Annotated in this window: 26 protein-coding genes; 13 read left to right on the plus strand and 13 right to left on the minus strand. The window is 63.4% G+C overall.

All coding sequences use genetic code 11. From position 1 onward, the window contains the following. Positions 1-24 precede the first annotated feature (24 nt). From alaS to BDK61_RS02740, 3 genes are all read left to right on the plus strand, one after another. Positions 25-2,808, plus strand: coding sequence for an alanine--tRNA ligase (gene alaS, locus BDK61_RS02735; protein WP_121302233.1), 2,784 nt, complete (start codon positions 25-27; stop codon positions 2,806-2,808). 190 nt (positions 2,809-2,998) lie between these two features. Beyond that, positions 2,999-3,154, plus strand: a complete 156-nt coding sequence (locus BDK61_RS23245) for a hypothetical protein (RefSeq protein WP_167467354.1) — start codon at positions 2,999-3,001, stop codon at positions 3,152-3,154. 3 nt (positions 3,155-3,157) lie between these two features. Further along, entirely contained in the window at positions 3,158-3,349 is a 192-nt protein-coding gene (locus BDK61_RS02740; RefSeq protein ID WP_007189487.1) for a DUF7511 domain-containing protein, read from the plus strand. 18 nt (positions 3,350-3,367) lie between these two features. Here BDK61_RS02740 and BDK61_RS02745 read toward each other — a convergent pair whose 3' ends face one another. Then, entirely contained in the window at positions 3,368-5,230 is a 1,863-nt protein-coding gene (locus BDK61_RS02745) for a cation:proton antiporter domain-containing protein (protein ID WP_121302234.1), read from the minus strand. An 82-nt stretch (positions 5,231-5,312) separates the two neighbouring features. On the opposite strand from BDK61_RS02745, the gene BDK61_RS02750 reads away from it, so the two are divergent. The 5 genes from BDK61_RS02750 to BDK61_RS02770 all read left to right on the plus strand — a co-directional run bounded on the left by BDK61_RS02750 (position 5,313) and on the right by BDK61_RS02770 (position 8,300). Further along, positions 5,313-6,074, plus strand: coding sequence for an alpha/beta fold hydrolase (locus tag BDK61_RS02750; RefSeq protein WP_121302235.1), 762 nt, complete (start codon positions 5,313-5,315; stop codon positions 6,072-6,074). 58 nt (positions 6,075-6,132) lie between these two features. After that, the gene (gene hisB, locus BDK61_RS02755; RefSeq protein ID WP_121302236.1) at positions 6,133-6,720 is read left to right on the plus strand and encodes an imidazoleglycerol-phosphate dehydratase HisB; all 588 of its coding nucleotides are present in this window, start codon (positions 6,133-6,135) and stop codon (positions 6,718-6,720) included. Between the two features lie 75 nt (positions 6,721-6,795). Next, the gene (locus BDK61_RS02760) at positions 6,796-7,299 is read left to right on the plus strand and encodes an ACT domain-containing protein (RefSeq protein WP_121302237.1); all 504 of its coding nucleotides are present in this window, start codon (positions 6,796-6,798) and stop codon (positions 7,297-7,299) included. Further along, positions 7,299-7,634, plus strand: a complete 336-nt coding sequence (locus tag BDK61_RS02765) for a 2Fe-2S iron-sulfur cluster binding domain-containing protein (protein ID WP_121302238.1) — start codon at positions 7,299-7,301, stop codon at positions 7,632-7,634. The genes BDK61_RS02760 and BDK61_RS02765 overlap by 1 nt, the downstream gene beginning before the upstream one ends. A 63-nt stretch (positions 7,635-7,697) precedes the next feature. After that, on the plus strand, positions 7,698-8,300 hold the full coding sequence (locus BDK61_RS02770) for an IMPACT family protein (protein WP_121302239.1): 603 nt from the start codon (positions 7,698-7,700) through the stop codon (positions 8,298-8,300). Between the two features lie 6 nt (positions 8,301-8,306). On the opposite strand, the gene ygfZ is transcribed toward BDK61_RS02770, so the two are convergent. Beyond that, complete coding sequence (gene ygfZ, locus BDK61_RS02775) at positions 8,307-9,392, minus strand: CAF17-like 4Fe-4S cluster assembly/insertion protein YgfZ (protein ID WP_121302240.1); 1,086 nt, start codon at positions 9,390-9,392, stop codon at positions 8,307-8,309. 220 nt (positions 9,393-9,612) lie between these two features. After that, the gene (locus BDK61_RS02780) at positions 9,613-10,218 is read right to left on the minus strand and encodes a PfkB family carbohydrate kinase (RefSeq protein ID WP_244209666.1); all 606 of its coding nucleotides are present in this window, start codon (positions 10,216-10,218) and stop codon (positions 9,613-9,615) included. Here BDK61_RS02780 and BDK61_RS02785 point away from each other — a divergent pair. Beyond that, complete coding sequence (locus tag BDK61_RS02785; protein WP_121302241.1) at positions 10,208-11,206, plus strand: transposase; 999 nt, start codon at positions 10,208-10,210, stop codon at positions 11,204-11,206. The genes BDK61_RS02780 and BDK61_RS02785 overlap by 11 nt on opposite strands. An 8-nt stretch (positions 11,207-11,214) precedes the next feature. Here the strand turns inward: BDK61_RS02785 and BDK61_RS02790 are convergent, their stop codons facing one another. Both BDK61_RS02790 and mutL read right to left on the minus strand, forming a co-directional pair. Then, positions 11,215-11,631 (minus strand): PfkB family carbohydrate kinase, encoded by a 417-nt coding sequence (locus BDK61_RS02790; RefSeq protein WP_244209667.1) that lies wholly within the window; start codon positions 11,629-11,631, stop codon positions 11,215-11,217. Positions 11,632-11,711: 80 nt separating this feature from the next. After that, positions 11,712-13,865: a DNA mismatch repair endonuclease MutL gene (mutL, locus tag BDK61_RS02795; RefSeq protein ID WP_121302242.1), complete on the minus strand. Its 2,154-nt coding sequence runs from the start codon at positions 13,863-13,865 to the stop codon at positions 11,712-11,714. A 135-nt stretch (positions 13,866-14,000) separates the two neighbouring features. On the opposite strand from mutL, the gene BDK61_RS23250 reads away from it, so the two are divergent. Both BDK61_RS23250 and BDK61_RS02800 read left to right on the plus strand, forming a co-directional pair. After that, positions 14,001-14,144, plus strand: a complete 144-nt coding sequence (locus BDK61_RS23250; protein ID WP_004590504.1) for a hypothetical protein — start codon at positions 14,001-14,003, stop codon at positions 14,142-14,144. A 109-nt stretch (positions 14,145-14,253) separates the two neighbouring features. Then, a complete protein-coding gene (locus BDK61_RS02800; RefSeq protein ID WP_121302243.1) occupies positions 14,254-15,522 on the plus strand; it encodes an HAD family hydrolase in 1,269 nt (422 codons plus the stop codon). 9 nt (positions 15,523-15,531) lie between these two features. On the opposite strand, the gene BDK61_RS02805 is transcribed toward BDK61_RS02800, so the two are convergent. Then, entirely contained in the window at positions 15,532-16,389 is an 858-nt protein-coding gene (locus BDK61_RS02805) for a hypothetical protein (RefSeq protein ID WP_121302244.1), read from the minus strand. A gap of 214 nt (positions 16,390-16,603) precedes the next feature. Between BDK61_RS02805 and BDK61_RS02810 the strand changes: the two genes are divergently transcribed. Both BDK61_RS02810 and BDK61_RS02815 read left to right on the plus strand, forming a co-directional pair. Further along, the gene (locus BDK61_RS02810) at positions 16,604-17,110 is read left to right on the plus strand and encodes a hypothetical protein (RefSeq protein WP_121302245.1); all 507 of its coding nucleotides are present in this window, start codon (positions 16,604-16,606) and stop codon (positions 17,108-17,110) included. A gap of 63 nt (positions 17,111-17,173) precedes the next feature. Continuing rightward, complete coding sequence (locus BDK61_RS02815) at positions 17,174-17,374, plus strand: hypothetical protein (protein ID WP_004959541.1); 201 nt, start codon at positions 17,174-17,176, stop codon at positions 17,372-17,374. Here the strand turns inward: BDK61_RS02815 and BDK61_RS02820 are convergent, their stop codons facing one another. From BDK61_RS02820 to BDK61_RS02850, 7 genes are all read right to left on the minus strand, one after another. Beyond that, on the minus strand, positions 17,375-17,824 hold the full coding sequence (locus BDK61_RS02820) for a molybdopterin-binding protein (RefSeq protein ID WP_121302246.1): 450 nt from the start codon (positions 17,822-17,824) through the stop codon (positions 17,375-17,377). It lies immediately after the preceding gene. Positions 17,825-17,902: 78 nt separating this feature from the next. Then, positions 17,903-18,214, minus strand: a complete 312-nt coding sequence (locus tag BDK61_RS02825) for a DUF7521 family protein (protein ID WP_004959533.1) — start codon at positions 18,212-18,214, stop codon at positions 17,903-17,905. A 1-nt stretch (position 18,215) separates the two neighbouring features. Then, a complete protein-coding gene (locus BDK61_RS02830) occupies positions 18,216-18,587 on the minus strand; it encodes an ArsR/SmtB family transcription factor (RefSeq protein WP_049919129.1) in 372 nt (123 codons plus the stop codon). Between the two features lie 362 nt (positions 18,588-18,949). Then, entirely contained in the window at positions 18,950-20,134 is a 1,185-nt protein-coding gene (locus BDK61_RS02835; RefSeq protein WP_011224289.1) for a LolA family protein, read from the minus strand. Positions 20,135-20,195: 61 nt separating this feature from the next. Next, complete coding sequence (locus BDK61_RS02840) at positions 20,196-21,035, minus strand: LolA family protein (protein ID WP_121302247.1); 840 nt, start codon at positions 21,033-21,035, stop codon at positions 20,196-20,198. 107 nt (positions 21,036-21,142) lie between these two features. Further along, complete coding sequence (locus BDK61_RS02845) at positions 21,143-21,988, minus strand: ABC transporter permease (RefSeq protein ID WP_121302248.1); 846 nt, start codon at positions 21,986-21,988, stop codon at positions 21,143-21,145. 19 nt (positions 21,989-22,007) lie between these two features. After that, positions 22,008-23,024 carry an ABC transporter ATP-binding protein gene (locus BDK61_RS02850; protein ID WP_004959515.1) on the minus strand — a complete coding sequence of 339 codons (1,017 nt, stop codon included), beginning with the start codon at positions 23,022-23,024 and terminating at the stop codon, positions 22,008-22,010. Positions 23,025-23,087 lie beyond the last annotated feature (63 nt).

Consider the following 23,087-nt stretch of genomic DNA (forward strand, 5'->3'; position numbering starts at 1 on the left):
CGAACGTGGGCCAACTGAACACCAATGAGCGACCTCGACGAGGCCTACCAACTCGACTACTTCGAAGAGGAAGGCTTCCACAGACAGGAGTGTGTCTCCTGTGGCGACATGTTCTGGTCCCGTGTCAAGCGCGAGACCTGTGGCGAACCGCCGTGTGCGGAGTACGACTTCATCGACAACCCCGGGTTCGACGAGTCCCACTCGCTGACGGAGATGCGCGAGGCGTTCCTCTCTTTCTTCGAGGACCGTGACCATGAGCGCATCGACCCGTACCCGGTGGCAGCCAACCGCTGGCGCGACGATGTCCTCCTCACGCAGGCGTCGATTTACGACTTCCAGCCGCTGGTCACCTCGGGGACGACGCCGCCGCCGGCGAACCCGCTGTGTATCAGCCAGCCCTGCATCCGGATGCAGGACATCGACAACGTCGGGAAGACGGGCCGGCACACGATGGCCTTCGAGATGATGGCCCACCACGCGTTCAACGCCCGCGAGGACATCGAAGACCCCGAGCAGTACGCCTACGAGGGCGAGGTGTACTGGAAGAACGAAACCGTCCAGTACTGTGACGAACTGTTCGAGGAGATGGGGGCGAATCTGGACGAGATCGTCTACATCGAGGACCCGTGGGTCGGTGGCGGCAACGCCGGTCCGGCTATCGAGGTTATCTACCGCGGGGCCGAACTCGCCACGCTCGTCTTCATGTCCATGGAGCAGGACTCCGACGGCGAGTACGAGATGAAGGACGGCAACCGGTACTCGCCGATGGACACCTACATCGTCGACACCGGCTATGGGCTCGAACGCTGGACCTGGATGTGCCAGGGGACGCCGACGGTGTACGAGGCCGTCTACCCCGACATGATCGCCTTCCTCAAGGACAACGCCGGCATCGAGCTCACCGACGAGGAAGAGCGAATCGTCCACGAGGCCGCGAAGCTCGCGGGCCGGATGGACATCGACGAGGCCGAAGACATCGAAGCCGAACGCGACACCATCGCCGCTGAGGTCGGCGTCGAGGTCGATGAGATGCGGGACCTGATGGCACCGCTTGAGGACATCTACGCCATCGCCGACCACTGCCGGACGCTCGCGTACATGCTCGGGGACGGTATCGTTCCGTCGAACGTCGGGACAGGCTATCTGGCACGGATGGTCCTGCGCCGAACGAAGCGACTGGTCGACGGCGTCGGCGTCGACGCACCGCTTGACGAACTCGTCGACATGCAGGCCGAGCGCCTCGACTACGAGAACCGCGACACCATCCGCGATATCGTCCGCACTGAAGTAGAGAAGTACCGCGAGACGCTTGACCGCGGTGGCCGGCGCGTCCGCCAGTTGGCCGACGAATACGCCGAAAAGGGCGAGCCGATTCCGACGTCGGAACTGGTCGAACTGTACGATTCCCACGGGATTCAGCCGGACATGGTCGAGGAGATCGCCGCCGAAAAAGGCGTCGCGGTCGACGTGCCCGACGACTTCTACGCGGTCGTCGCCCAGCGTCATGGCGGCGACGATACCGCCACCGAGGAGTCACAGACGCCCTACGAGGACCGACTCGAAGAACTGCCCGAGACCGACCGGCTCTACTACGAGGACCAGCAGCGGACCGAGTTCGAAGCCGTTGTCCTTGAGGTGTTTGACCGCGACGACGACACCTACGACGTGGTGCTCGACCAGACGATGTTTTACCCGGAGGGCGGTGGCCAGCCCCCGGACAAGGGGACGCTGTCGACCGACGACGTCTCCGCCGAGGTGACCGACGTCCAGCAGTACGGCGATGTCATCGTCCACACCTGCGACGACGACCCCGGCAAGGGTGAGTTCGTCCGTGGGCAGGTCGACGCCACCCGTCGCCAGCGCCTGATGCAACACCACACGGCGACCCACATCGTCATCCACAGCGCCCGGCAGGTACTCGGCGAGCACGTCAGGCAGGCCGGGGCCCAGAAGGGCACCGACTCAGCCCGCATCGACATCCGCCACTACGAGTCGGTGAGCCGCGAGGAAGTCAAAGAGATTGAACGCCTCGCAAACGACATCATTCAGGACAACATCACCGTCTCACAGGAGTGGCCCGACCGCAACGATGCCGAGGAACGGTACGGCTTCGACCTCTATCAGGGCGGGATTCCGGCCGGCGAGCAGATCCGCCTCATCACTGTCGGCGACGACGTGCAGGCCTGTGGTGGCACTCACGTCGCCCGAACCGGCGACATCGGGGCTGTCAAGCTCCTGAACACCGAGCGGATTCAGGACGGGGTCATCCGCCTGACGTTTGCGGCGGGCAACGCGGCCATTGAGGCCACCCAGCGCACCGAAGACGCGCTCACCGAAGCCGCGGATATCCTTGACGTTGCGCCCGATGCCGTCCCGGAGACTGCCGAGCGGTTCTTCGACGAGTGGAAGGCCCGTGGCAAAGAAATCGAACAGCTCAAAGAGCAACTCGCTGAGGCCCGCGCGAGCGGCGGTGGCGACAATGAAGAAGTCGAGGTCGGCGATGCGACCGCCGTTGTCGGGCGCATCGACGCCGACATGGACGAACTCCGCGCGCAGGCGAACGCTATCGTCGAGCAAGGCAACATCGCGGTGCTTGGCTCGGGACTCGACGGCGCGCAGTTCGTCGTCTCAGTGCCCGATGGCGTCGATGTCGACGCCGGTGAAGTCGTCGGCGAACTCGCCGGTCGCGTCGGCGGCGGCGGTGGCGGCCCGCCGGACTTTGCACAGGGCGGTGGTCCCGATGCGGACGCGCTTGACGACGCGCTTGACGACGCGCCGGAGATCCTGCGAACTGTCGCAAACGCCTGAACCGTCTCTGGTTTTCTCGCCGTTAGTGCTGCTTTCCGCTCCGTTGCTTCGGACAGTTGTCCGATTGTGGAGGAATATTCTGCTCGAACGATTCGAATACATCCAAGGGATACAATTACATTTACTTGTATTAGGTATATCTGGATGAGTTTCCAAAAGTATTTTTAGTAACTGCCCATCTATAGCAGATATGAGCGGAGAACGTGACATCGCACACATTCGGACTCACACCGAGTACGTTCGGTCACAACGGACGTGTCGGCGCTGTGGGACCAGTGTGCCCGCTGCCAGCGGCCGTGCTCCCGACGAACTGTGTACAAACTGCAGTGCTACCCACGCTACCTGAACGATGAGTGCTACCACGACGCCCCCGTCGGACACCGATCTGAACGAAGCGCCGGAGTTCGAACTGGATTACCTGTACGACGACCCCGAGAACCCTTCGGAGCTGACTATCTTCCCCTCGGATCGCCAGCAGTCCGTGACAGAGTGGGTTACCGCGGACCGTTCGGCGACCGTCTCGCTCGACGAACTGCGCTGAGCGGTACGTGCTGTCCGGCTAGCCGCCCTGACACAGTCTTCTGGCGTCCTGCATCGCTTCGTTGGTCTCGCAGACGAGCGTCAGGTGATCGCCGCTGGCGAGGCGGAAATCGCTGTCGGGGACTCTGTCTGTGCCGTTGCGACTCACCATTGCCACCAGACAGCCGTTCGGAAGCTTCTCCGCGGTTTCCTCTATGGTCCGGTCGACCAGTGAGTCGTTGCTGAGTTCGACTTCCAGTACGTCCCCTGTTCGGCCGGAGTCCGACAGCCAGTGGGCCAGCGCTGGTCGCTCGACCGCGTCGTCGATTGCGTCGGCGACGGCGAAGCCGGCGGATATCGTCTCGACGTCAAGGTCCTCGAAGGCCTCGACGTTGTCCGGCTGGTTCGCTCTGGCGACCACGGTGTCGACGTCGAACCGGGTCGTCGCCAGCTGTGCCACGAGCAAGTTCACGTCGTCGTCTGCAGTCGCAGCGACGACGACGGATGCCCGATTCGCCCCTGCTTCTTCGAGGACGGTCGCGTTCGTCGCGTCCCCGTGAACGACGCGGTGGCCGTCGGCCCGGGTCCGCTCGACGGTGTCCTCGTCGCTGTCGATGAGGACGACCTCTTCGCCGCGTGATTCATACCGTACTGCCAGCTCCCGGCCGACACGACCGCCACCGACGATGAGTGTTTGCATAGGAAGGATGTCAAGCGCTTGCGCGAAGTGACGGGCCAGCCCGCCTTGAAACATGACGGTCGCGAAGATGACGAGAAAGACGGTCCCGACGAGAACCGTCGCGGCTTCGGGGTTCTCGGGACGCAGTTCGATGGCAAACAGCGTGGCGACGCTGGCCGGGACGATACCGCGCGGCCCCATCCCGCCGACGAACATCCGCTCTCGAACTGTCAGTCGGCCACCTAGCGTCGAGAGGAACACGCCAAGCGGGCGGACGAGCGCAGCGACGACGATGACGACGACGAGCCCGCCGACCCCGAGCGCACGCAGGTCGCCGAGTGAGAGCTGTGCCGCCAGCACGATGAACACGAACGAGAGCACAAACAGCGTAATACCGCCTTTGAACCCGGCAACCTCCTCTTTGTGGGGGATCTCGGCGTTCCCCAGTACGATACCGGCAATGGCGGCGGCTGCGATACCGGCTTCAGAGAGCCACATACTTCCGAGCGCGTACGCCAGCAGTGCCGCGGTCAGGACCACGACCCGGGCGTTCTGAAGGGCATTGTCCGCCGACAGGTGCCACCGCTTGAGCAGTAGTGCGGTGCCGCCACCGACGGCGATGCCGACGACGTGGCCGACGGCCAATCGGGCGACGAACGCCTCGATGACGACCACCGGCGAGGACTGGCTCGCGATGACGAATTCGAAGGTCGCCACCGCGAGGATAGCGGCGGTCACGTCGTTGATGATACCTTCAGTCTCCAGCGCCGCGGCGACCCGGTCCCGCACTGGAACCACCTGCATGATCGGCGTGATGACCGTCGGCCCGGTGGCGATAAGCAGGCTTCCGACGAGGACGGCGACCGGCCATGTCGTCCCGAACACGACCTTGACGGCGACGGCGGTTCCGACAAGCGAGACGAACGCGCCGATTGTCACCAGTCCAAGCGCCTCTCTGGACGCTTCACGGACGCGCTCAACAGTGAGGTGGAACGCCCCCTCGAAGACGATGATGCCGACGCTGAGGCCGACGATAGCCTGCAGTCCGGCCTGCCCAAATATCGCGGGGTCGACCAGCCCGAGCGCCTGCGGGCCGACGAGGACGCCGGCGACTAGCAGGAACGCGACGCTCGGGATCTGGAGCCAGTCGGCAACCAGTTGCGCGGCGACACCTAGGCTCACGACCAACACGACGGCGCCGATAAGTGATTCTGCACCGGACACAGGACTGGCGGTCCTTCGATAGCCAGTGTGAAAGAGCTACCTACCGAAAGAGACACACCGCCGGCGCGGGAATCGACGGCCAATGCCGACCGCACGCAACCGCGACGTGTCCCTTTACTACGAAGCCGACGGCGATGGCCCCACCGTCGTGTTCATCAACGACGTGGGGTACGGCGCGTGGCTCTGGGGCTGGCACTACGACGCCGTCGCCGGCCCCTACGAGACGGTAGTGTGGGACCTCCGCGGGACCGGCCGGTCGGACGCGCCCGCGGGACCGTACGATGTGGGAACGCTGGCGGCCGACCTCGAAGCCGTGCTGGCCGACCACGGCGTCGGGAGCGCCCACCTCGTTGGAGCCGGGCTTGGTGGGATGGTCGCGCTCCAGTATGCCCACCAGTACAGCCGCGCCCGCTCGCTGACGCTGTACTGTACGGCGGGGTCTGGCGATGCGATTGACCGGGACGCACTCGACGCGCTTGCGCTCAATGCCCCGTCGTCGCTCGACGGCGCGTTCTCGCCGGCGTTCCGCGAACACGACCCTGACCTCATGGAGCAGATCGCAGGCTGGCGCGCCGAGGAGGACGCGACCGGCGCGGCTCGTGACGCGCATGCCAACGCAATGACGGCCTTCGATGCACCACCGCTGTACGAAATCACCCAGCCTGCCGAGGTGTACTACGGGCTGGACGACCCCGTTGTGTCACCGGAGGCCGCACAGTCGCTTTCAGCCGACCTCCCCCGCGGCACTGGGGAGGCTGTCGAAGGTCGCCACTGCTGTTTCATCGAACATGCGCCGGCGGTGACCGACCGATTGCTGGCGCTGCTTGACGAGCAGACAGAGTAACTATTGGACCGGGTGGCCGGACGCAATCCACAAATACACGGCCTGATACGTGATACGTATGACTGACCGGACAGCAGCCGTCACCCGGACCACGGCCGAGACGGATATCGAGGTCACGCTCGACGTCGACGGCGACGGCGACAGCACCATCGACACCGGCATCGGCTTCTTCGACCACATGCTCGACTCCTTTTCCACCCACGGGCTGTTCGACCTGACCGTGCAGTGTGACGGCGATCTGGACATCGACGACCACCACACCGTCGAGGATGTCGCTATCACGCTTGGCGAGGCGTTCACCGAGGCGCTGGACGACAAGCGCGGCATCCGCCGCTTCGCCGACCGCAAGGTCCCGCTTGACGAGGCCGTTGCGAGCGTCGTCGTCGATATCTCCGGCCGGCCGTACTTCGAGTTCGACGGCGAGTTCTCACAGGCCTCGGTCGGTGGGATGACCAGCCACATGGCCCAGCACTTCTGTCGCTCGCTGTCGATGAACGCCGGACTGACACTGCACTGTGGCGTCGACGGCGAGAACGCCCACCACGAGATCGAGGCGCTGTTCAAGAGCCTGGCCCGGTCGCTCGATGACGCGACCCGGATTGACGAGCGCCGGTCCGACGTGGCGAGTACGAAAGGCGAGCTATAGCCGACTCCAGCGCGCGACCGCGCCTGTTTCAACTGCTGCCGGCACCGATTAGTGGCCCCACGTCCACCACTCCGTATGTTCGACGAGATTATGCAGAAATTCGAGGACTCTCCCGGCCAGCAGGACGTCATCCGCTTGCTGCTGGAACGGGGGTTCTCGGTCAACGAGGACGGCCGCGTCGTCTCCGGCGGTATCGAGATTCCGAACACGGGTATCGCCCGCGAGGCCAACGTCGACCGCCGGGTGGTCAACGCAACGACGGACGCGATTCTCGACGATGACGACCTGCGGCGCATCTTCCGCAACATCTCTTCTGTGCCGAGCCTGCTCGACCTCGCCCCAGTGCTCGACCTGCACGCAGTGACTGTCACCGTCCGGGCCGCCGACGAGTCCGGCATCGTCTCGATGGTCACGTCGGCTATCGCCGACCACGGTATCTCCATCCGGCAGGTCCTGAGCGAAGACCCCGAGTTCACCGACGAACCGAAACTGTACGTCATCACCGACGAGGAACTCCCCGGCGACCTCATCAACGAAATCCGCCGGCTGGCGTTCGTTCGGACTATCGAACTGGCGTAATGCCAGCAACGCTCACCGTCGAGACGCCCGCGGGTGAAACCCACGAACTCACCGCCGAACGTGGGGCCGTCCTCCGGGACGTACTCCTCGACGCCGGCCTCTCGCCACACGGCCGCTACGCGGAGCGGGTCAACTGCGGCGGCCGCGGCATCTGTGCCACCTGCGGCGTCCGCCTTGCCGAGCCGCCCGACCCCGACCACTGGCACGACGACCTCGCCGACCGGTTTGGCTATCCCCGGCTCTCCTGTCAGTTACAGGTTCGGGACGGAATGCAGGTCAAGCTGCTGGACAAGCGGGTCTGGGGGTCGCGACAGGCCGGCGACGAGACGGACTGACTTGATGCCACACGCAGGGAGCGAACGACAAACGCTATTCCGCCGCCGGGCGTACCCCAGCCCGTGACGGACAGCTATCGGACCGTTCCGGGCCGCGGCGAGGCGCGCTTCGAGGTGCGGGGTTCGGAGTTCATCGGCCACGTCGCCCCAGCGACAACCGTCGAAGACGCCGAGGCGTTCGTCGATGCCGTCGGAGAGGAGTACGCCGACGCGACCCACAACGTCCCCGCCTACCGCGTCCGATCCGATCCCTTTCGGGAGTATTCCAGTGACGATGGCGAACCAAGCGGCAGCGCCGGCGACCCCGCGCTGAACGTCCTCAAGCAGCGTGACATTGAGAACATTGTCGCCGTCGTCACGCGGTACTACGGCGGGACGAACCTCGGTGTCGGCGGCCTCGCCAGTGCGTACTCCCGAGCGGTGAAGGACGGCGTTGACGACGCCGGCGTCGTCGAGGAAGTACCCCACGAGCAGTTCACCGTGACCGTCGCCTACGACGACTCGGGCAGTGTTCGGAGCCTGCTCGAATCGGCGGGCGTGGAGTTTGAGGCCGACTACGAAGCCGAAGTCGTCTTCGACGTTCGAGTCCCTACTGTGGAGGCTAGTGAACTGCGAGACCGGGTCCGGAGTGCGACCAGCGGGCGAGCCGTTATTGAACTAGAGTGACCGACGCTACTCGTAGGTCGGCAACCGTGCCGACTGTGCCGAGCCATCAATAAAGGGCAGGTCGACCTGTTGGGCGCTGACCGGTTCACCGTCAATGCGGATTTTCAACGCTTCTTCGGGCCGTTCCCAGCTGAGGTTTGCCAGCGCGATAGGGGCTTCCCGCATCGGACTCTGTGCGGCGCGGGTCACATCGCCGACGTGCTCGTCGCCGGCGAACACCGCAGCGCCGGGGTCCGGGCACGCCTCGACGGCGAGGCCGACCAGCCGTTGTGTTGGGTGGCCGCGGTTCTCGATACGCGAGACGACCTCCTGCCCGACGTAACAGCCCTTCTCGAAGTCTAGGGCGTTCCGCAGGCCAAGATCGTTCGGGAGCGCGCCCTCGATTTCGGTGTCGAACAGCGGTGTCCCGGCCTCAAGCGTCAGCGTCTCCCAGGTCTGGTAGCCGAAGGGGACGGCGTTGAGCCCGCGGTTGACCAGCGTGTCGAAGACGGCCTCGGCGTCGTTGGCGCTACAGACCACGTCGTAGCTCTCCTCCCCAGCGAGGTCGTCTGTCCGGATGACGGAGACGCCGGCGTCACCGAGTTCGCCCCGCTCGAAGGTCAGCGGCGCTGGTGGGGTACCGGTCTGGTGGAGGACGCTGGCGATTTTCTCTGTCGCTTTCGGCCCGTGGACGCCGAAGACGGCGAAGTCGTCAGTCGCTTCCTCGAACTCGACGTCCTGAATGAACGTTTTATCCGCCCACTCCGCGGCCAGTTCCTCGGCCTTCTGGGGCGGCGTGAACACGAGCAGGCGCTCGCCGGCGTTGTACACATACATGTCCGTGTCGACGCGGCCGTCGGGGTCGAGCAAGAGCGCGTAACAGCCCGCGCCGTCCTCGTCCGGGACGCGATTCGAGACGGCGTTGTCGACGTAGTCGACGCGGTCCTCGCCGGTGACGACGATGACGCCGTAGCCGTACTCCATCGCGCCGACGACGTTCCGAACCGCGCGGTGGGTCCGCTCCGGTCGCCCGTAGTTGTCGACGACCTGCCGACCACCGACCTCCCTGAACGTCGCTCCGTGGGCCTCGTGAACGGACTCGAGAACAGTCATTGTACGGGTATGCGGCCCTCGTGGGGAAAAACGTCCCGTTAGCGCCGTCGGTGTGTGCGGGAAGGGGCTACAAGCCGTGCGGCCATCGTCACGGCGGCGGTGACGCGCTGACCGCTGCCGTCTGTCGCGTCCACGGTCTAATTGTCACCGCGTCACGGCGGACGTCCCTGGCTAATAGCGGAGTAAACAGAGATCGGTACGGCCGGCCGGTACGTGCCACCTACGGCCGTCTGGACTGCTGTGAATCGACGAGACGCTCAACCTCGGACGGTTCGAGCGGCGTCAGCGGCCCGGACAGTGTTCGAGACAGCGCTGCTGCCGCGACACCATGGAGCAGCACTTCGTCCGTGTCAGCACCGGCGGCAAGTTGCTGGAGCGTTGCGCCGATGAAAGCCTCGTGTTGTCCTGCTTCGTCTACTGCGGACGTTTCGATGGCATCTTGCTCGTGAATGACGCCGTCGTGGTAGGCAACCGCACCGTACTCGCTCCGTGTGAGAATCACGCGGGTGAGGTCGTACTCCGTTGCGAGCGTGTGCACGACCTCGCGCGGACTCCCTGTCGTATCAAACACCGCGGAAACCTGCTCTTCGGCGGCAAAGAGGGTATCGACGGCTGGTAGCAGGTCTGCAAGGGCGTCGAGAGCATCTTCGGCGTCCCACAATCCGGGGTGGAAACCGAGGTCGAACGCCCGCATTCCTGCGGCCGCTCTGAGCAATGCCCCCGTCGTGTCGGCGGCTGTCTCAGAGAGCGAGAGAGTTGCGCCCGAGAGCGTGTCATAGAAAGGGTCACATACGAAGCAGCAGGGTGCGGAAAGTGTGTCCAGCACAACCGCAACCCTGCAAGATTTGGATTCGGTAGACGCCTTCTTGAATGTCGCGGCTACCGAGACAGTACCGCTGTTTGAGCATCTTGAGTTCGAGTTTCTGCTAGAGTACGACGTGTTCGCCCCCGCTTCGAGGGGGCGAACACGGGTGCATCAGCCACCAGACCTCTTTCGCGGCTTTCTGCACTGCTACTACGAGGATGTCTACGGTACACGCCCGGTTGCACGAGAACTTCAGCACGGCCTCGTCTGGTACTATTGCGGGCTCGACAAACCGCCATCCAGAGACACAATCGACCGGTTTCTCACCGACCTAGAACACGTCATCGATGATGTTTTCCAGAGGCTCGTCGAGCAGGCCGCCGCCCGCGGCCTGCTCAACTCAACGTACTCTATCGATTCGACGCACGTTGAAGCGATCCAGTACAACGACGATGCGTCGTGGAACTACGATTCAACGGCCGAAGAGCACTACTACGGGTTCGGCTGTACGATCGTTTCGACCGGTTCAAAGATCCCGATTGCAGCAGAATTCACCCAACGCAAGCAGGCAGACGCTGAGACGGCGATGCGCGTCACAAAAGACGCGCTCGCCGTCGGGACACCGATCTGGATGCTTGGAGACAGTGCCTACGACATTCTTGAGTGGCACGACTTCCTGCTGGAAGTAGGGATTGTACCAGTCGCCCCGTACAACCCACGAAACACTGATGACCCGCTCGATATCGAATACAGGGTCGAAGACCGTATCAAGGAACACAGTGAGGAGGTTCAGCTCAAGCAATCAGTCTTGGATGAGACGTACAACCGCCGTACAGGAGTCGAACGCACCAACGATGCGGTGAAGGACTGCGGCCTCGGGCACGTTCGCGCCCGAGGCCGCGTCCACGCACGAACAGAGGTGTTCATTGCGCTGTGTCTCCGCATCGTTGTCGCAATCACAAATTTCGAGCGAGGAGACGACCCGGGTCGTGAGAAGCTCACACTATGAGGAGGATTCTATGACACGCTCCCCGAAGTAAACACCACGTCCGCGTTCTGTATCTCGCCCATCGGCAACTCGCCGGGCGTCAGCGTCGCCATCGCGGTGTCGCCGCGGTCCTGCAGTAGCCGTTCGGCACGGGGTGGGTCGGCGTCTTCGTGGAACGTGAGTCCCTGGCGGCCGGTGTCTGGGTCGGCCCAGACAACCTCTGTCTCCAGACCGAACTCATGGAGCTCCGCGACGACACGCCGCCCGAGCGGCGTGTCCGGGACCTTCGAGAGCCACTGTGCGTCAGCCCCGAGTCGACCGGCTGTCGCCGCAACGCTGCTCGCGGTCCCGTCGACGCGAATTGACGCTTCGCGGGCCGTCTCGAATCGCTGTCCGTCTGGGGGTGAAAATCTGAGAGCGGTCTCGCCGAACGTTACAAGTGACATACCGCGTGCATCGGGAGACGAAGGTTTAGTTTAATCGGCTGTATCGACTGCTGTGCCGGGGGACGGGCCGTCTTCCTTCGCTATCGCCGGCGACCGCCGTGCCCGGGGTAATCACGCTCGAACCTGTCTTCGAGTTCCTGCCGGTCGATGTGAATGACCGTCGGTCGCCCATGGGGACACGCGTAGGGGTTCTCACAGTCGTCCAGTGCGGCGAGTAGCTCCCGGACGGAGCCCTCGGTCAGCGACGTGTTCCCGGTCACCGAGGGGTAACACGCTAGGTCGCCGAGCAGTTCGTCGGCCGCCGCTTCGACCGTTGCCGCCGCTTCGTCGTCGCCGGCGACGAACGCACCGAGTACGTCCCTGACGATGTCCGGCCCGGCCGCGTCGGCGATGACGCCCGGGAGGGTCCGGACTTCGACGCTGCGCTCACCTGTGCGCGCCGTGTGGAACCCCAGACTCGCCAGCGCGTCGCTACGTCGGTCGAATACTTCGGCTTCGCGCGCAGTCAGTTCGAGTTCGACCGGGTTAGCAAGTGCCTGCGTCGTCGTTTCGCCTTCGAACTTAGCCTTGAGCCGCTCGTAGTTGACCCGCTCATCGGCCGCGTGCTGGTCGACCAGCACGAGGCCGTCATCTGTCTCCGCGACGACGTAGGTGTCGGCTAACTGTCCGAGAATCCGCATCGAAGGCAGCGATTCGTGGGTCGCCTCCGGGTCGTCGCCGAGACGTGCCTGCTCCTGACCGCCGGTAAACTTCCGTTCCCCGCGCTCCGCCGTTGTCTGGCCCGCCGCGGACGCGCCGGGGCGTTCACCGTCACTATCTCCACCCGAAACGCTACCCCCTGTCTGACCAGTCCCGGATTCGCCCGACGTACCGTCCGTCCTCCCGGTTTCAGAGGACGGCTTCGTATCGGCTGATTGAATTGATGGGGCTGTGTCGGATGACTCGCGGTTCCCTGTCTCCGTCTGGGTACCGTCCGGTCGGGCTGTGGGCGCAGTATCTGGCTCCTGTGCTGGTGCCTCAGCACTGTTTTCCGTTGCGGTGGTGTCCGTCTGTCCCGACGTTGTTGCGTCGTCTATGGCATCCCGGCCGTTCGGGGCTGCCCGCTCGCCTCCGCTATCGGTCGCTCCGTCCGATTCCGGCGTTATCTCTGTCTGCTCCGGTGCTGACCGGCCACGCGGTGCTGTCGAGCGTAGTAGCCCCTCACGCAACAGCGCGTCCTCGACTGCAGTCCGGACCTGTTCGCGAACGCCTTCGTCGTCAGCGAAGCGGACCTCCATTTTCCGGGGATGGACATTCACGTCCACGTCGCCCGCGGGAACGTCCAGAAAGAGGACGGCGAAGGGGTAGCGGTCCGGCGCGATCTGGGTACCGTAGGCGTCGATAACGGCGTCCCGGACAGTTCCGGCCCTGACGTAGCGACCGTTGACGTACGTCGAGAGGTACTCGCGGCCAGCGCGGTTCGTCTCGGGGTGGGAGACGAGGCCGTGGACGCCGTCGAGCGGTCCATCTGGGAAACTGTCCATCTCGTCGCCGCTCCTTGTTGCCTCCGAGCCTGCACCGACCGAAATCATCGACTCGGCGACTTCCCGGCCGTAGACCGACATCACTGTCTCGCGCAAATCGCCCTGGCCGGTCGTCGAGAACGTCTCGCGGTCGCCGTGGGTCAGCGAGACGGCCACGTCCGGGTTAGCCAGCGCGTAGCTGGCGACGACGGTGTTGACGTGTGCGAACTCCGTCGACTCTTGTTTGAGGTACTTCCGGCGGGCTGGGACGTTATAGAAGAGGTCTTCTACCGCCATCGTTGTCCCCTCCGGACAGCCGGCGGGGCTGACTGACGTGACGTCACCGCCTTCGAGCACCAGTTCGGTTCCCACGTCGCCGCCGCGGGGTCTGGTCCGGATCGTGAGCCGTGAGACAGCCCCGACTGCGTGCAGGGCCTCGCCGCGGAACCCGAGTGTTCCCACGCCACCCTCCAGATCTGCAATGTCGCGGATTTTCGACGTGGTGTGTTCCTCGACGGCCGTTTTGACGGCTTCTCGGTCCATCCCGATGCCGTCGTCCGTGACACGAATCCCGTCGGTTCCGCCAGCTTCCACAACCACGTCGACCCGGCTCGCGTCGGCGTCGATGGCGTTCTCGACCAGTTCCTTGACGACGGAGGCCGGCCGCTCGACCACCTCACCGGCCGCGATGCGTTCGACGGTCTGGTCGTCGAGTCGTTGGATGTCGGTCATACGTGCCTCCGCATATGATTGCGACCAGCTAACGGGCGGAGCGACTTGATACTGTCTGCCCTCGCCTGCGTGTATCAGCCAGCTCATGAAAATAGTTAACACAACACAGTCCTGAGCCTCGCATGGTGACGACCCATGTGCCACCACAGAGAACGCTCCTGGACCGAAGCGACGGCGGACGACGAGGCAACTGACGAGGACGAGGAGGAGCTGCCATCCTTCCTCAACGAGGAGGCGACCGAAACCGAGGTGCTGACGGACGGCGGCGACGAGGCGTAGCAGCAGCGCACCCTCAGTAGCGGTGTTGGCAAACCAGCCGTTTTTTGTCGTGTGTGAGGACCACAAACCCGATAGCTAAAGTACGCTCGCCGTCAGTCGCCACTATCCTGTGGACCTCGACATGGAACAATACGACCAACTTTACCGTCTCTACAAGAGCGTAGACACGACGACGCTTCGCGGCTATCAGGAGTTCGTTGATCTGTTTCCTCCGCTCAGCTCGACCGTTGCGCTGGAACAGTGGGAAACCGCCAGTGACCGCCTCGACGCCCTCAAATCGGATATCACTGACGAGTTTCCCGGAACCGGCGAGACCTACGCGGAAATCGCGGCCCGGCTGACTCGCGACGAGGCTTTCACCGCACTCGACCTCTACTCGAAGTACGACCGGTCGGTGAACGTGCTCGTGCTGGATGTCGATGAGACGCTCCGGTCGGCTGGCGACACCGACAACGAAATCCCCCGCGATACGCTGTATCTCCTGACGCAGTTTCACGAAGCAGGAATCCCTATCGTCGTCTGTACCGGCCAGACCTTGGAGAACGTCAAGGGGTTCATGATTCAGGGGCTGGGCAACGACCTCGTCTCCTCCGGACAGATGAGCATCGTTTACGAGTCTGGTAACGGCGTGTTCACACCCAAACACGGCGAGGACACGAAGCGACTCCTGTACGAACGCCTCGACGGCGCGGTCGTGGATGTGTTCGAAACGGTCCGTCGGCGGGTCCTCTCGGAGGCCCCTGACGCCGTTGGCAAGCGCTGTCATCTTCAGGGCAACGAGTTCAACGTCACGCTGAAACCAAACGCCGAGGTCGGCAGCGACAACGCCGTCGAAATAATCGACGAATCGCTGTGCTACCTCTGTGGCCTCGTCGGCGACGCCATCGCCGCACAGGTTGACGCTGAGATCGACGACCCTGCAGGCTACGCACGGGCCTACTTCAGCCGCGACCCGGAGATTCTCGATGTGCTGGAGGCCGGCGGTCTGCCGACTCACGCCGACATCGAGGACGCGCACGAGGCGTTCCGCGACATCCTCGAACGCGTCGACCTGGGCTACTACGAGGGCGATGCGGCCGAACTCGTCAGCCTCGAACTGGACAAGTCAGCCGGCGTTGAGGAGGCCTTCGACGTGCTGGGCATCGACGACCCGTTCGCGCTCGTGATGGGCGACAGCAAGAGCGACCTGCGGGTGATGCGCTGGGTGGACGAGAACGACGCCGGTATCGCCGCCGCCCCCGCCCATTCCTCGCCCGACGTGCTCGACCACGTCAGTTCGAGAGACGATCTGGTGTACGAGGCCGGCGACGCTAGCACGGTGTTGCGGACTATCTACGGTATTAGCCTCGTCGAGCAACTGGACGAGCAGGGCGAGTGAGCCACCTCCCTACGTATTGACCACACTGTCGCCGCTGCGGTGCTGCTCGGGCCACTCGCCGGCAGTGGGGCACTGCGGGTCGATGTCAGCGACGAACCGCATCGTCGTGATATTGAGTACGAGCCCTAGAAACCCGCCGCCCACGATTCCGATGAGAAGGCCGACCGCAGAGACGTTGACGACAACGGCGGTCGCCACCGCTGAGACGAGCAAAACGAGTCCCAGATAGCCGACTGTGTAGGAGAGATACGGCCCGCCGTCGACAGCCAGTTGGTACGAGCCTCTGGCCGCTGCCACAAACCCAGTCCGGCGCAGGACAACCAGATACGGCGTGGCCCAGAACAGATACCCGGCAGCTACGAACGCTGGAATCAAAAGGAACACAGCGCCGACTATCGCGCCCCCCTCACCGAGGCTCCCGAAGCCAAGCAGCCCCAGTGCCAGTGGGACGAGAATAACATATGGGAGGGCAGTTATCACCAGAAACGGGACAAAGTATGCTAGCACGCTCATCGCGAAGCCCTCGTGGCGACCGAGGAGTTCTGCCGCGATAGTTCCGAAGTAACCCGCACTCAGACCGGCACGTAGCACTAGTACTCCCGGTATGACAACCACCGCAAACGGGGCCGACAGTGGGAGGCCAACATTTGCTGTGACACCGCTACCGGGCAGACTCACAAACTGCCAGATGGTCACAACGGACGCAGGGACGCCGAACTTAATGCCGATGTGCGCCCCGTCGTAGGTGAGTACTTGCCGGATATTATCCGTCTGCATGACCGCCAGCAGTATCGGGACCAGGATTAGCGATATGTGGTCGCCCGCTTTCTTCCAGCCATCGGCAAGTCGAGCGGTGAACGTCGGCATCAGTTGCGTTCCCCCGCTAGCGTCGGGTGTTCGCTTGGCACTGATCGTGACACATGACGTGCCACCGATTCGAGGCGTCGCTGTGCGGTTGTCGTGCGATTGGTGGAGGGCATCGGCTCAGATGTATGTACACGATATAATATGCGTTCTGGTGGGGCCGCTCCGGCGTCTCGCGCCACCCAACAGTTAGGCCGCCGCCGACCGAACTGCCCCCATGAGTCTCGATACCGTGTTCGGGCAGGTGCCGGACCCGCAGTCGTACTCCTTCCCGGATTACGCGCTCCCGCAGGGTGACCCTGTCAAACCCATCGCGCTGACCGACGACGAACTGACGGCGCTGCTCGACCTGTACGACGCGTTCAGTGGGGTGGACCCGACGGGGATGGACTCGAACCCGTTCCTGCGGGCGACGAGCGAGTTCCTCCAGCAGACGCTCGGTGCGCCGCTCACTCGGCCCGACGAGCAACTGAACGACGATATTGCCGGTCTGCTCAACGACTTTTCGGACGATCTGGGCGGGCAATCGATGGGTGTCGTCGACGCGACGCCGTCCCACCACCGGACGCTGTACTTCTTCCTGACCAGTTGCAAGGCGTACCACACCGCGCCGCACCTGCAGTTCGACCCCGACCCGGCCGCCGTCGAGACGCTGTATGCCGTCTACGAGCGCGTCACCGAGCAGGCGTTCTACCTCAAGCGGCCCAAGAGCGTCCTGGAGTGACTGCCAGGTGCGCCCGGCTGACGCTCCGGTCCGTTTATCGGGGAGCGAGCTAAACTGCCGCCAATGACAACCGACCAGCCCGAAATCCCGGTCGTGTGTGAGGCCTGTGGGACGCGGACATCGGTCGCGTTCGAGGATGTCGAGGACGCCGTCGCGCGCCACAACGAGCAACTTCACGACGGTGATCCGGTCGCTGAGGTCGACCCCGACGTACTGGAAGAACTTGCTGACCGCCTCGCGAAGGATATCGGCTTGCTGGAATAATCAGTCGTCCAGCGGGAGTCGCTCGTAGGCCTCTCGATCAGCGCTGGCAGCAAGCGTCCGCGGCCGCAGTCGGCAGACGTTCTTCACGGTTCGCGGGCCGAGCACGCGGGGCGAGACGAACCGCGGTCGCCCCGGTGCAGTTCCGGGGCCGTCGCCCAGTGCGAGTACTGCGCCGTTGAGGTCAGCGAGCGGGATACACGCCAGGTCGCCGTTCACTGATTCAAACTGGACGTGGGTCGTGTCGCCGGGCATCGCCGCCGCCTCCAGTAGGTCGAACACAGCGACGCCGGTGTACTCCCGTTCGATCCGGTCGCCGGAGGCACACTCGAACGCGACTGGGCCGCGGACGACCTCGAACGAGAGCCGTTCGGCTGCCACGTCCCAGGGGAGCAGCAGTGGGTCAGCCCCGTCGATACGGACCGTCGGCCGCCCCTCCGGCGTTTGCGCCATAGTTATGCCTTCCGACCGGATGGACTTGAGATATTCGGCGTTAGATTGCGTGGCACACCAAGCGGCCAAGCGGGGCACTCACTCCCGGGAGTGGAGCGAGTACGCGATAAAGAGGACGCCGACGAACTGGAAGGCGCGCGTGACGAGTGTCAGCGGTTGCTGGAACTGACTGGAGAGCAGGCCCTGGCGAAGGAGGACTGAGCCGGTGAACGCGACGACGAAGGCTACCGCCGTGAGACAGAACAGCCCGACCGAGAGGTACTGCATCGTGCGGCTGTTGTGCCGGCGATACCCCCGATAGGCTTGGTAGCCGACGTACCCACCCAGTACAGTCGAGCCAAACGCCAGGGCAGTGATGAGCCAGTTCATGAGCGTCTCTATGGCGACCATGTCAGAGATTCTCCCACATTTTTGTGAATCGGTCCGCGGTGTCCTGTTCGTCCTGTCCCGGGAACGCCGGCGGTTCGGTCCGCTCGATTTCGGTTTCGAAGTCACCCTCAGCAAGCGCCAGCGAGAACTCCGAGAGCGTGGCAGCGAACACGCTGTAGTCGTTGCCGCCCGTCTCTATCTGGGTCTGCTCCTCGATGAGGCCGTACTCCTGAAGCCACTCGACCCGTCTGTACACGGTCGGTTGTGACATCTCACACTGGTCGGCGAGCTGTTTCGCGGACATGGGTTTGACACTCGCTGCTGCGAGGATATCCCGGGCGTACTCGTCACTGAGCAGGTCGAGGATGTCGCCCACGGCCGGGTCCTCACTCACGTACTTGACCAACGTCCCGTCCCCGAATAAAAGGTCCTGTCAGTTTCCGAGTCAGAAGTCAGTCGCGGTAGAGAAGGGCGCAGTGTCAGCGGGGACCGGCGCAATCAGGGCATTCCTTCGGGCGAAGGTGGGGCGAGGAGGGGGACCAGTTTGCAGGCGGCCCGGCCCACATTCCTTCCCGGGGTGGCAGCCCGGGGAACCATAGGGCGGTGTGGCGGACAGACAGCGGCCGTCGCCGGAGGGCGCTGGTGGCACGGTGTTGTCAGGGCCGCTGCACTCGAAGTAAGGAGGGGTTCCATCATATAACGTGCAGTCGAACTTCTGACCCAGAAAACGGCGGCTTGATATGCCAGCGTGGCTGTTCACTCGCCGCTGGGACAGCCGACTGACTGACCGATTGTGATGAGTCGGTCCGCGGACACGCCCTCACCGCGAATCGTGTACCGGTAGCGTTCGCAACTCCACGACACTGATGTTGTCAGCCCGTAGCTGACCTGTGCTGGCTGTCCGTCGATTGTTACCCCTTCGCTGGCGTTGTCCCCGACACCCGGCCGGTCGTACTTGGCAACAGTGATCAGACTGGTCCGGTTCATGTAGCGGAGGCCGACGCTGTGGACCCGTCCCCGTGTCTGGGTCGCATAGGTCAGTTCGTATCCCGGCGGAATGTCGGGCTCCGGAACCTGGACCTCGGTGTCGGCTTTGAGCGCACCGACCGACTCGTAGGTCTGTCGTTCCGGCGTCTCCGGGACCTCGACAGTCGTATTGTCCGGGAAGCTGGGGGTAAACACGTCTTCAGGCACACCGGTATCGTAGGTGACGTCCGTGTACGTCGTTGTCACGACTGTGCGCTCACCGTCGGCTGTCCACGCAGTGCGCTTTTTGACCGGGAAAAACTGTTCCGTGTCTACCCATATGGTCTGCTCGTAGGTCGCTGTGTCGTCTTTCGGTGCCACGTGGATGACGTACACTTCACGCCCATCGAGTGATTCAGTACCGCGGTAGCTGACGGTCATTGACCTGGCAGATTCGGTCGGCCGTTGCTCGCCGCGGGGAACGACGGGTAGCGGCTCAACTGACTGTGAGTCGGTCGCCGCGTCGGCCGCCGTGGCCATGTTGAGGCTCGCAAACAGGCGCTGGAGCCGCTTCCCTCGGTCTGACCCGGGGCTGCTGAGAGAGATACGTGTCGCCTTCGCGCGGCGCTGGTCGTACAGCCACAGTGCCGACCCGTTCGACACCCGGAGGTCGTATCGTTCAACGGTGCTGTTGACGACTGCCAGCCGTTTCTTTTCGGTCCCCGGCTGGAGCACGGTGTCGTAGGTCGTCCGACTTGCGACCGTCCCATTCCGGGTAATAGTCGTCGTCTGTGTCGCGTTGATGCCATCTATCGACTCGTAGCGTTGCTGCACGTCCGCATCGATCTGCGGCTGATCGGCGGTCCCGGTACTCGCGAATGCGAGCGACCAGATCGCAACAGCCAGTACACCAACGACGACGACCGTCGCGATGGTGAGCACCAGTCGTTCCGATGTGAGGTGTCGAGTGACCATATCTCGGGTTACCAGGCGCAGGGGACTGTTCGGCGGCGTTCAATCTGTCTGAGCGACAATATTATGTAGCACATAACTGGCAGCGCAAGTAAAACCTCCTATCTGTTGGTTCTGGAACGCTGACAGTTGTGTCGTCCGGGGCGTCGGGGGAAAACACGTCACTGGACACACCAGTGTCGTACGTGACGTTCGCGTACCTTGTTGTCACAACTGTGTACTTTCCATCTGCTGTCCAGACAGTCCGCTTTTTTGTCGGGAAGAACCGCTGTGTTTCGACCCAGACTGTTTGCTCGTATGCTTTTGTCTCATTTCTCGGCGTCACATGAATGATATACGCCTCACGTCCGTCAACTGGTTCCGTGCCCCGGTAGCTGACGGTCATCTCCTCGGTTGAGTTGACCGGCCGCTGTTCGCCTCGGGGGACAACAGGCAGTGGTTCAACCGGCCGCGGGTCTGTTGTCGCCCCGTCAAGTTTCGTGAACAGACGCTGTAGCCGCTCACCTCTGACAGACTCAGGCTCGGAGAGAGGAACTCGTGTCGCACTCTCACGACTGTCGTTATACAGCCATAGCGTTGACCCGTCCGATATCCGTACGGTACCCGCCTGTGACGTACTATTGACAGGGACGAGCCGTTTTTTCTGCGTGCCCGGTTGGAGCGTAGCGTGGTAGGTCGTCCGACTCGCGACCGTCCCGTTCTGTGAGACGATCGTCGTCTGTGTCGCGTTGACGCCATCTATGCTCTCGTAGCGTTGCTGCACGTTCGCATCGATCTGGAGTTGGTCGGCGGTACCGCCGCTCGTGAGCACAAGCGACCACGCCGAAATAGTTAGGACACCAATAACGAGGGCTGTCGCGATGGCAGGGACAAGTTGCTCCGTTGAGAAGTGTCGAGTGACCATAGCTGGAGTACGAGGCAGGGACTTTCTGGCGCTGTATGTGCAGTCTGAGCGACAGTGTTACGTATCAAATTAGTGGCAACATAAGTAAAACCACCTGTCTCCTTCAGTCAGTAGTCACCGAGTACGCCGAGCTGTCTGGCCCGTCGAGTCGTGTACTGAAACACGACATACCCCAGCAGTACATAGCCGGCCGGGACACCGATGAGGAGGCCTAGATCGGTAGCGGAGAACTGCCAGATCCGGGTCCCGTCGACCATCGCTCGCTGGAGGAGCGCGCTCCCGTGGGCCAGCGGCAGGACCCGCGTCCAGCCGAGTTCGAACACGGGCGCGGAGATGAGAATAATGAATCCGAACTGGAGCAGATTGAGCCAGTTCCCGATGCGCTTGTACAGCACCGCGACGCCGCCGGCAGCGAACCCCAGACCCAGTACCGACGCGATGGTCAGCGACGCGACGACGACCACAGTCAGGACGTTCAACTGGAGTGTCGTCCCGGTAATCGCAAGCATCACCGCCAGCACCACGGTCGAGGTAATGAACGTCCGTACGACTTTCGCGACGCCCTTGCAGAACGCAACCGGCGCGAAGCCAAACGGCGTCATGACGTGCCGTTCGAGCGTTCCCCACTGGGCCTCGCTCCCGATGTCGTTCGAGATTGACTGGTACGCGCCGACGGAAAGCGACCACAGGAAGTAGCCGACGATGATGCCCTCGATAGAATCCGTTACCGCCTGCCCGGCAAGCATCCGACCGCCGTAGAACAGCAGACCGAAAAAGAACACCGAGATGACGATGCCGCCGACGGCGTTAGCCGGATAGCGGACGAAGATGAGGTACTCGCGGTACAGCACCGCTCGCGCGAGGTCAAGATAGCCCGCCTGCATGGCGGCACTGATAGTCTGGGCACTGGCACCATCACTGTCGTCCGCGTGCGTGTCGGCGCTTGCAGTCATCGTCCTGACCCCGCCTCCCTCATCGTCCTTGACCCGTGATTTCGACGAACACGTCTTCTAGGTCCGGTTCAACCGTGCCGACGGCTGAGAGCGTCACGTCGTGGTTCCGGCACAGGGCCAGCAGGCGATAGAACCCGTCGCTGTCGGTCGCTACCTCGACGCGCCGGCCCCGCTCGGTGCTCGTCACCTCGACCACCTCGAAGCGCTCCCGGATGATCGCAAGCAGACCATCGGTGATGTCGGGACTGGTGACGGCGAACGCGTTCGCGGTGAACTGGTCGAGCACGGCCGGCACGCTGTCGTCGGCGATAATCTCTCCTTCGTTCATGATGATGACCCGGTCACAGACGTCTTCGATGACATCCATGTCGTGGCTGCTAACGACAGCCGTGAGGTCGCGCTCGTCGACAATTCGGCGCAGTTCCCGTCGCAGCGTCAGCGAGCTTTCGACGTCGAGTCCCAGCGTCGGTTCGTCGAGAAACACCAGGTCGGACTCGCTGGCCAGCACACTTGCCAGCGACACCTTCTGTTTCATCCCGCGGGAGAGGTCTCGAACCGGCACGTCGGCTTTTTCGAGGAGGTCGAGTTTCGCCAGCAGTCGCTCGTGCCGGTCGGCGACGGCATCCGGCTTGACGCCCTTGATGGTCGAAAAATAGCGCAGGTTCTCCCGGACAGTCAGCCGCCAGTAGTCGTTTCGCGCCCCTTCGAGCATCCCGTCGACGTGGCGGTAGGCTGCCCGCGGGCTCTCGCTCATGTCGATACCCTGCACTCGAATCCTCCCAGAATCAGGCAACACCAGCCCGAGAATCGATTTTATCGTCGTCGTCTTGCCCGCACCGTTGGGGCCCAGCAGGCCGACGACCGTCCCCTGCTCGATGCGAAACGACACGTCGTTGACGGCCGTCACCGCGTCCGCACCGCTACCGAACTGCTTTGACAACCCCTCGACGGCGAGTGCGGGCGTCGCTCCGTCCTTCGCTGTGGACGGTTGCTCGGCGGCCCGCGAGCCCTGCCGCGGAGGGCGCTGGGATGACATAACCCATACTGAGGGCTTCAGAACCAAAAGGCCAGCCACGCCCCGCGGTGGTCTGTCGATGTC

Source organism: Haloarcula quadrata (genome assembly GCF_003634715.1).
In the GTDB taxonomy this organism is placed as follows: Archaea; Halobacteriota; Halobacteria; order Halobacteriales; family Haloarculaceae; genus Haloarcula; species Haloarcula marismortui.

Coding starts and splice junctions, on each gene's coding strand:
- alaS (WP_121302233.1), top strand. CDS start 25: ATGAGCGACCTCGACGAGGCCTACCAACTCGACTACTTCGAAGAGGAA.
- BDK61_RS23245 (WP_167467354.1), top strand. CDS start 2,999: ATGAGCGGAGAACGTGACATCGCACACATTCGGACTCACACCGAGTAC.
- BDK61_RS02740 (WP_007189487.1), top strand. CDS start 3,158: ATGAGTGCTACCACGACGCCCCCGTCGGACACCGATCTGAACGAAGCG.
- BDK61_RS02750 (WP_121302235.1), top strand. CDS start 5,313: ATGCCGACCGCACGCAACCGCGACGTGTCCCTTTACTACGAAGCCGAC.
- hisB (WP_121302236.1), top strand. CDS start 6,133: ATGACTGACCGGACAGCAGCCGTCACCCGGACCACGGCCGAGACGGAT.
- BDK61_RS02760 (WP_121302237.1), top strand. CDS start 6,796: ATGTTCGACGAGATTATGCAGAAATTCGAGGACTCTCCCGGCCAGCAG.
- BDK61_RS02765 (WP_121302238.1), top strand. CDS start 7,299: ATGCCAGCAACGCTCACCGTCGAGACGCCCGCGGGTGAAACCCACGAA.
- ygfZ (WP_121302240.1), bottom strand. CDS start 9,392: ATGACTGTTCTCGAGTCCGTTCACGAGGCCCACGGAGCGACGTTCAGG.
- BDK61_RS02790 (WP_244209667.1), bottom strand. CDS start 11,631: ATGTCACTTGTAACGTTCGGCGAGACCGCTCTCAGATTTTCACCCCCA.
- mutL (WP_121302242.1), bottom strand. CDS start 13,865: ATGACCGACATCCAACGACTCGACGACCAGACCGTCGAACGCATCGCG.
- BDK61_RS23250 (WP_004590504.1), top strand. CDS start 14,001: ATGTGCCACCACAGAGAACGCTCCTGGACCGAAGCGACGGCGGACGAC.
- BDK61_RS02805 (WP_121302244.1), bottom strand. CDS start 16,389: ATGCCGACGTTCACCGCTCGACTTGCCGATGGCTGGAAGAAAGCGGGC.
- BDK61_RS02810 (WP_121302245.1), top strand. CDS start 16,604: ATGAGTCTCGATACCGTGTTCGGGCAGGTGCCGGACCCGCAGTCGTAC.
- BDK61_RS02815 (WP_004959541.1), top strand. CDS start 17,174: ATGACAACCGACCAGCCCGAAATCCCGGTCGTGTGTGAGGCCTGTGGG.
- BDK61_RS02820 (WP_121302246.1), bottom strand. CDS start 17,824: ATGGCGCAAACGCCGGAGGGGCGGCCGACGGTCCGTATCGACGGGGCT.
- BDK61_RS02825 (WP_004959533.1), bottom strand. CDS start 18,214: ATGGTCGCCATAGAGACGCTCATGAACTGGCTCATCACTGCCCTGGCG.
- BDK61_RS02835 (WP_011224289.1), bottom strand. CDS start 20,134: ATGGTCACTCGACACCTCACATCGGAACGACTGGTGCTCACCATCGCG.
- BDK61_RS02840 (WP_121302247.1), bottom strand. CDS start 21,035: ATGGTCACTCGACACTTCTCAACGGAGCAACTTGTCCCTGCCATCGCG.
- BDK61_RS02845 (WP_121302248.1), bottom strand. CDS start 21,988: ATGACTGCAAGCGCCGACACGCACGCGGACGACAGTGATGGTGCCAGT.
- BDK61_RS02850 (WP_004959515.1), bottom strand. CDS start 23,024: ATGTCATCCCAGCGCCCTCCGCGGCAGGGCTCGCGGGCCGCCGAGCAA.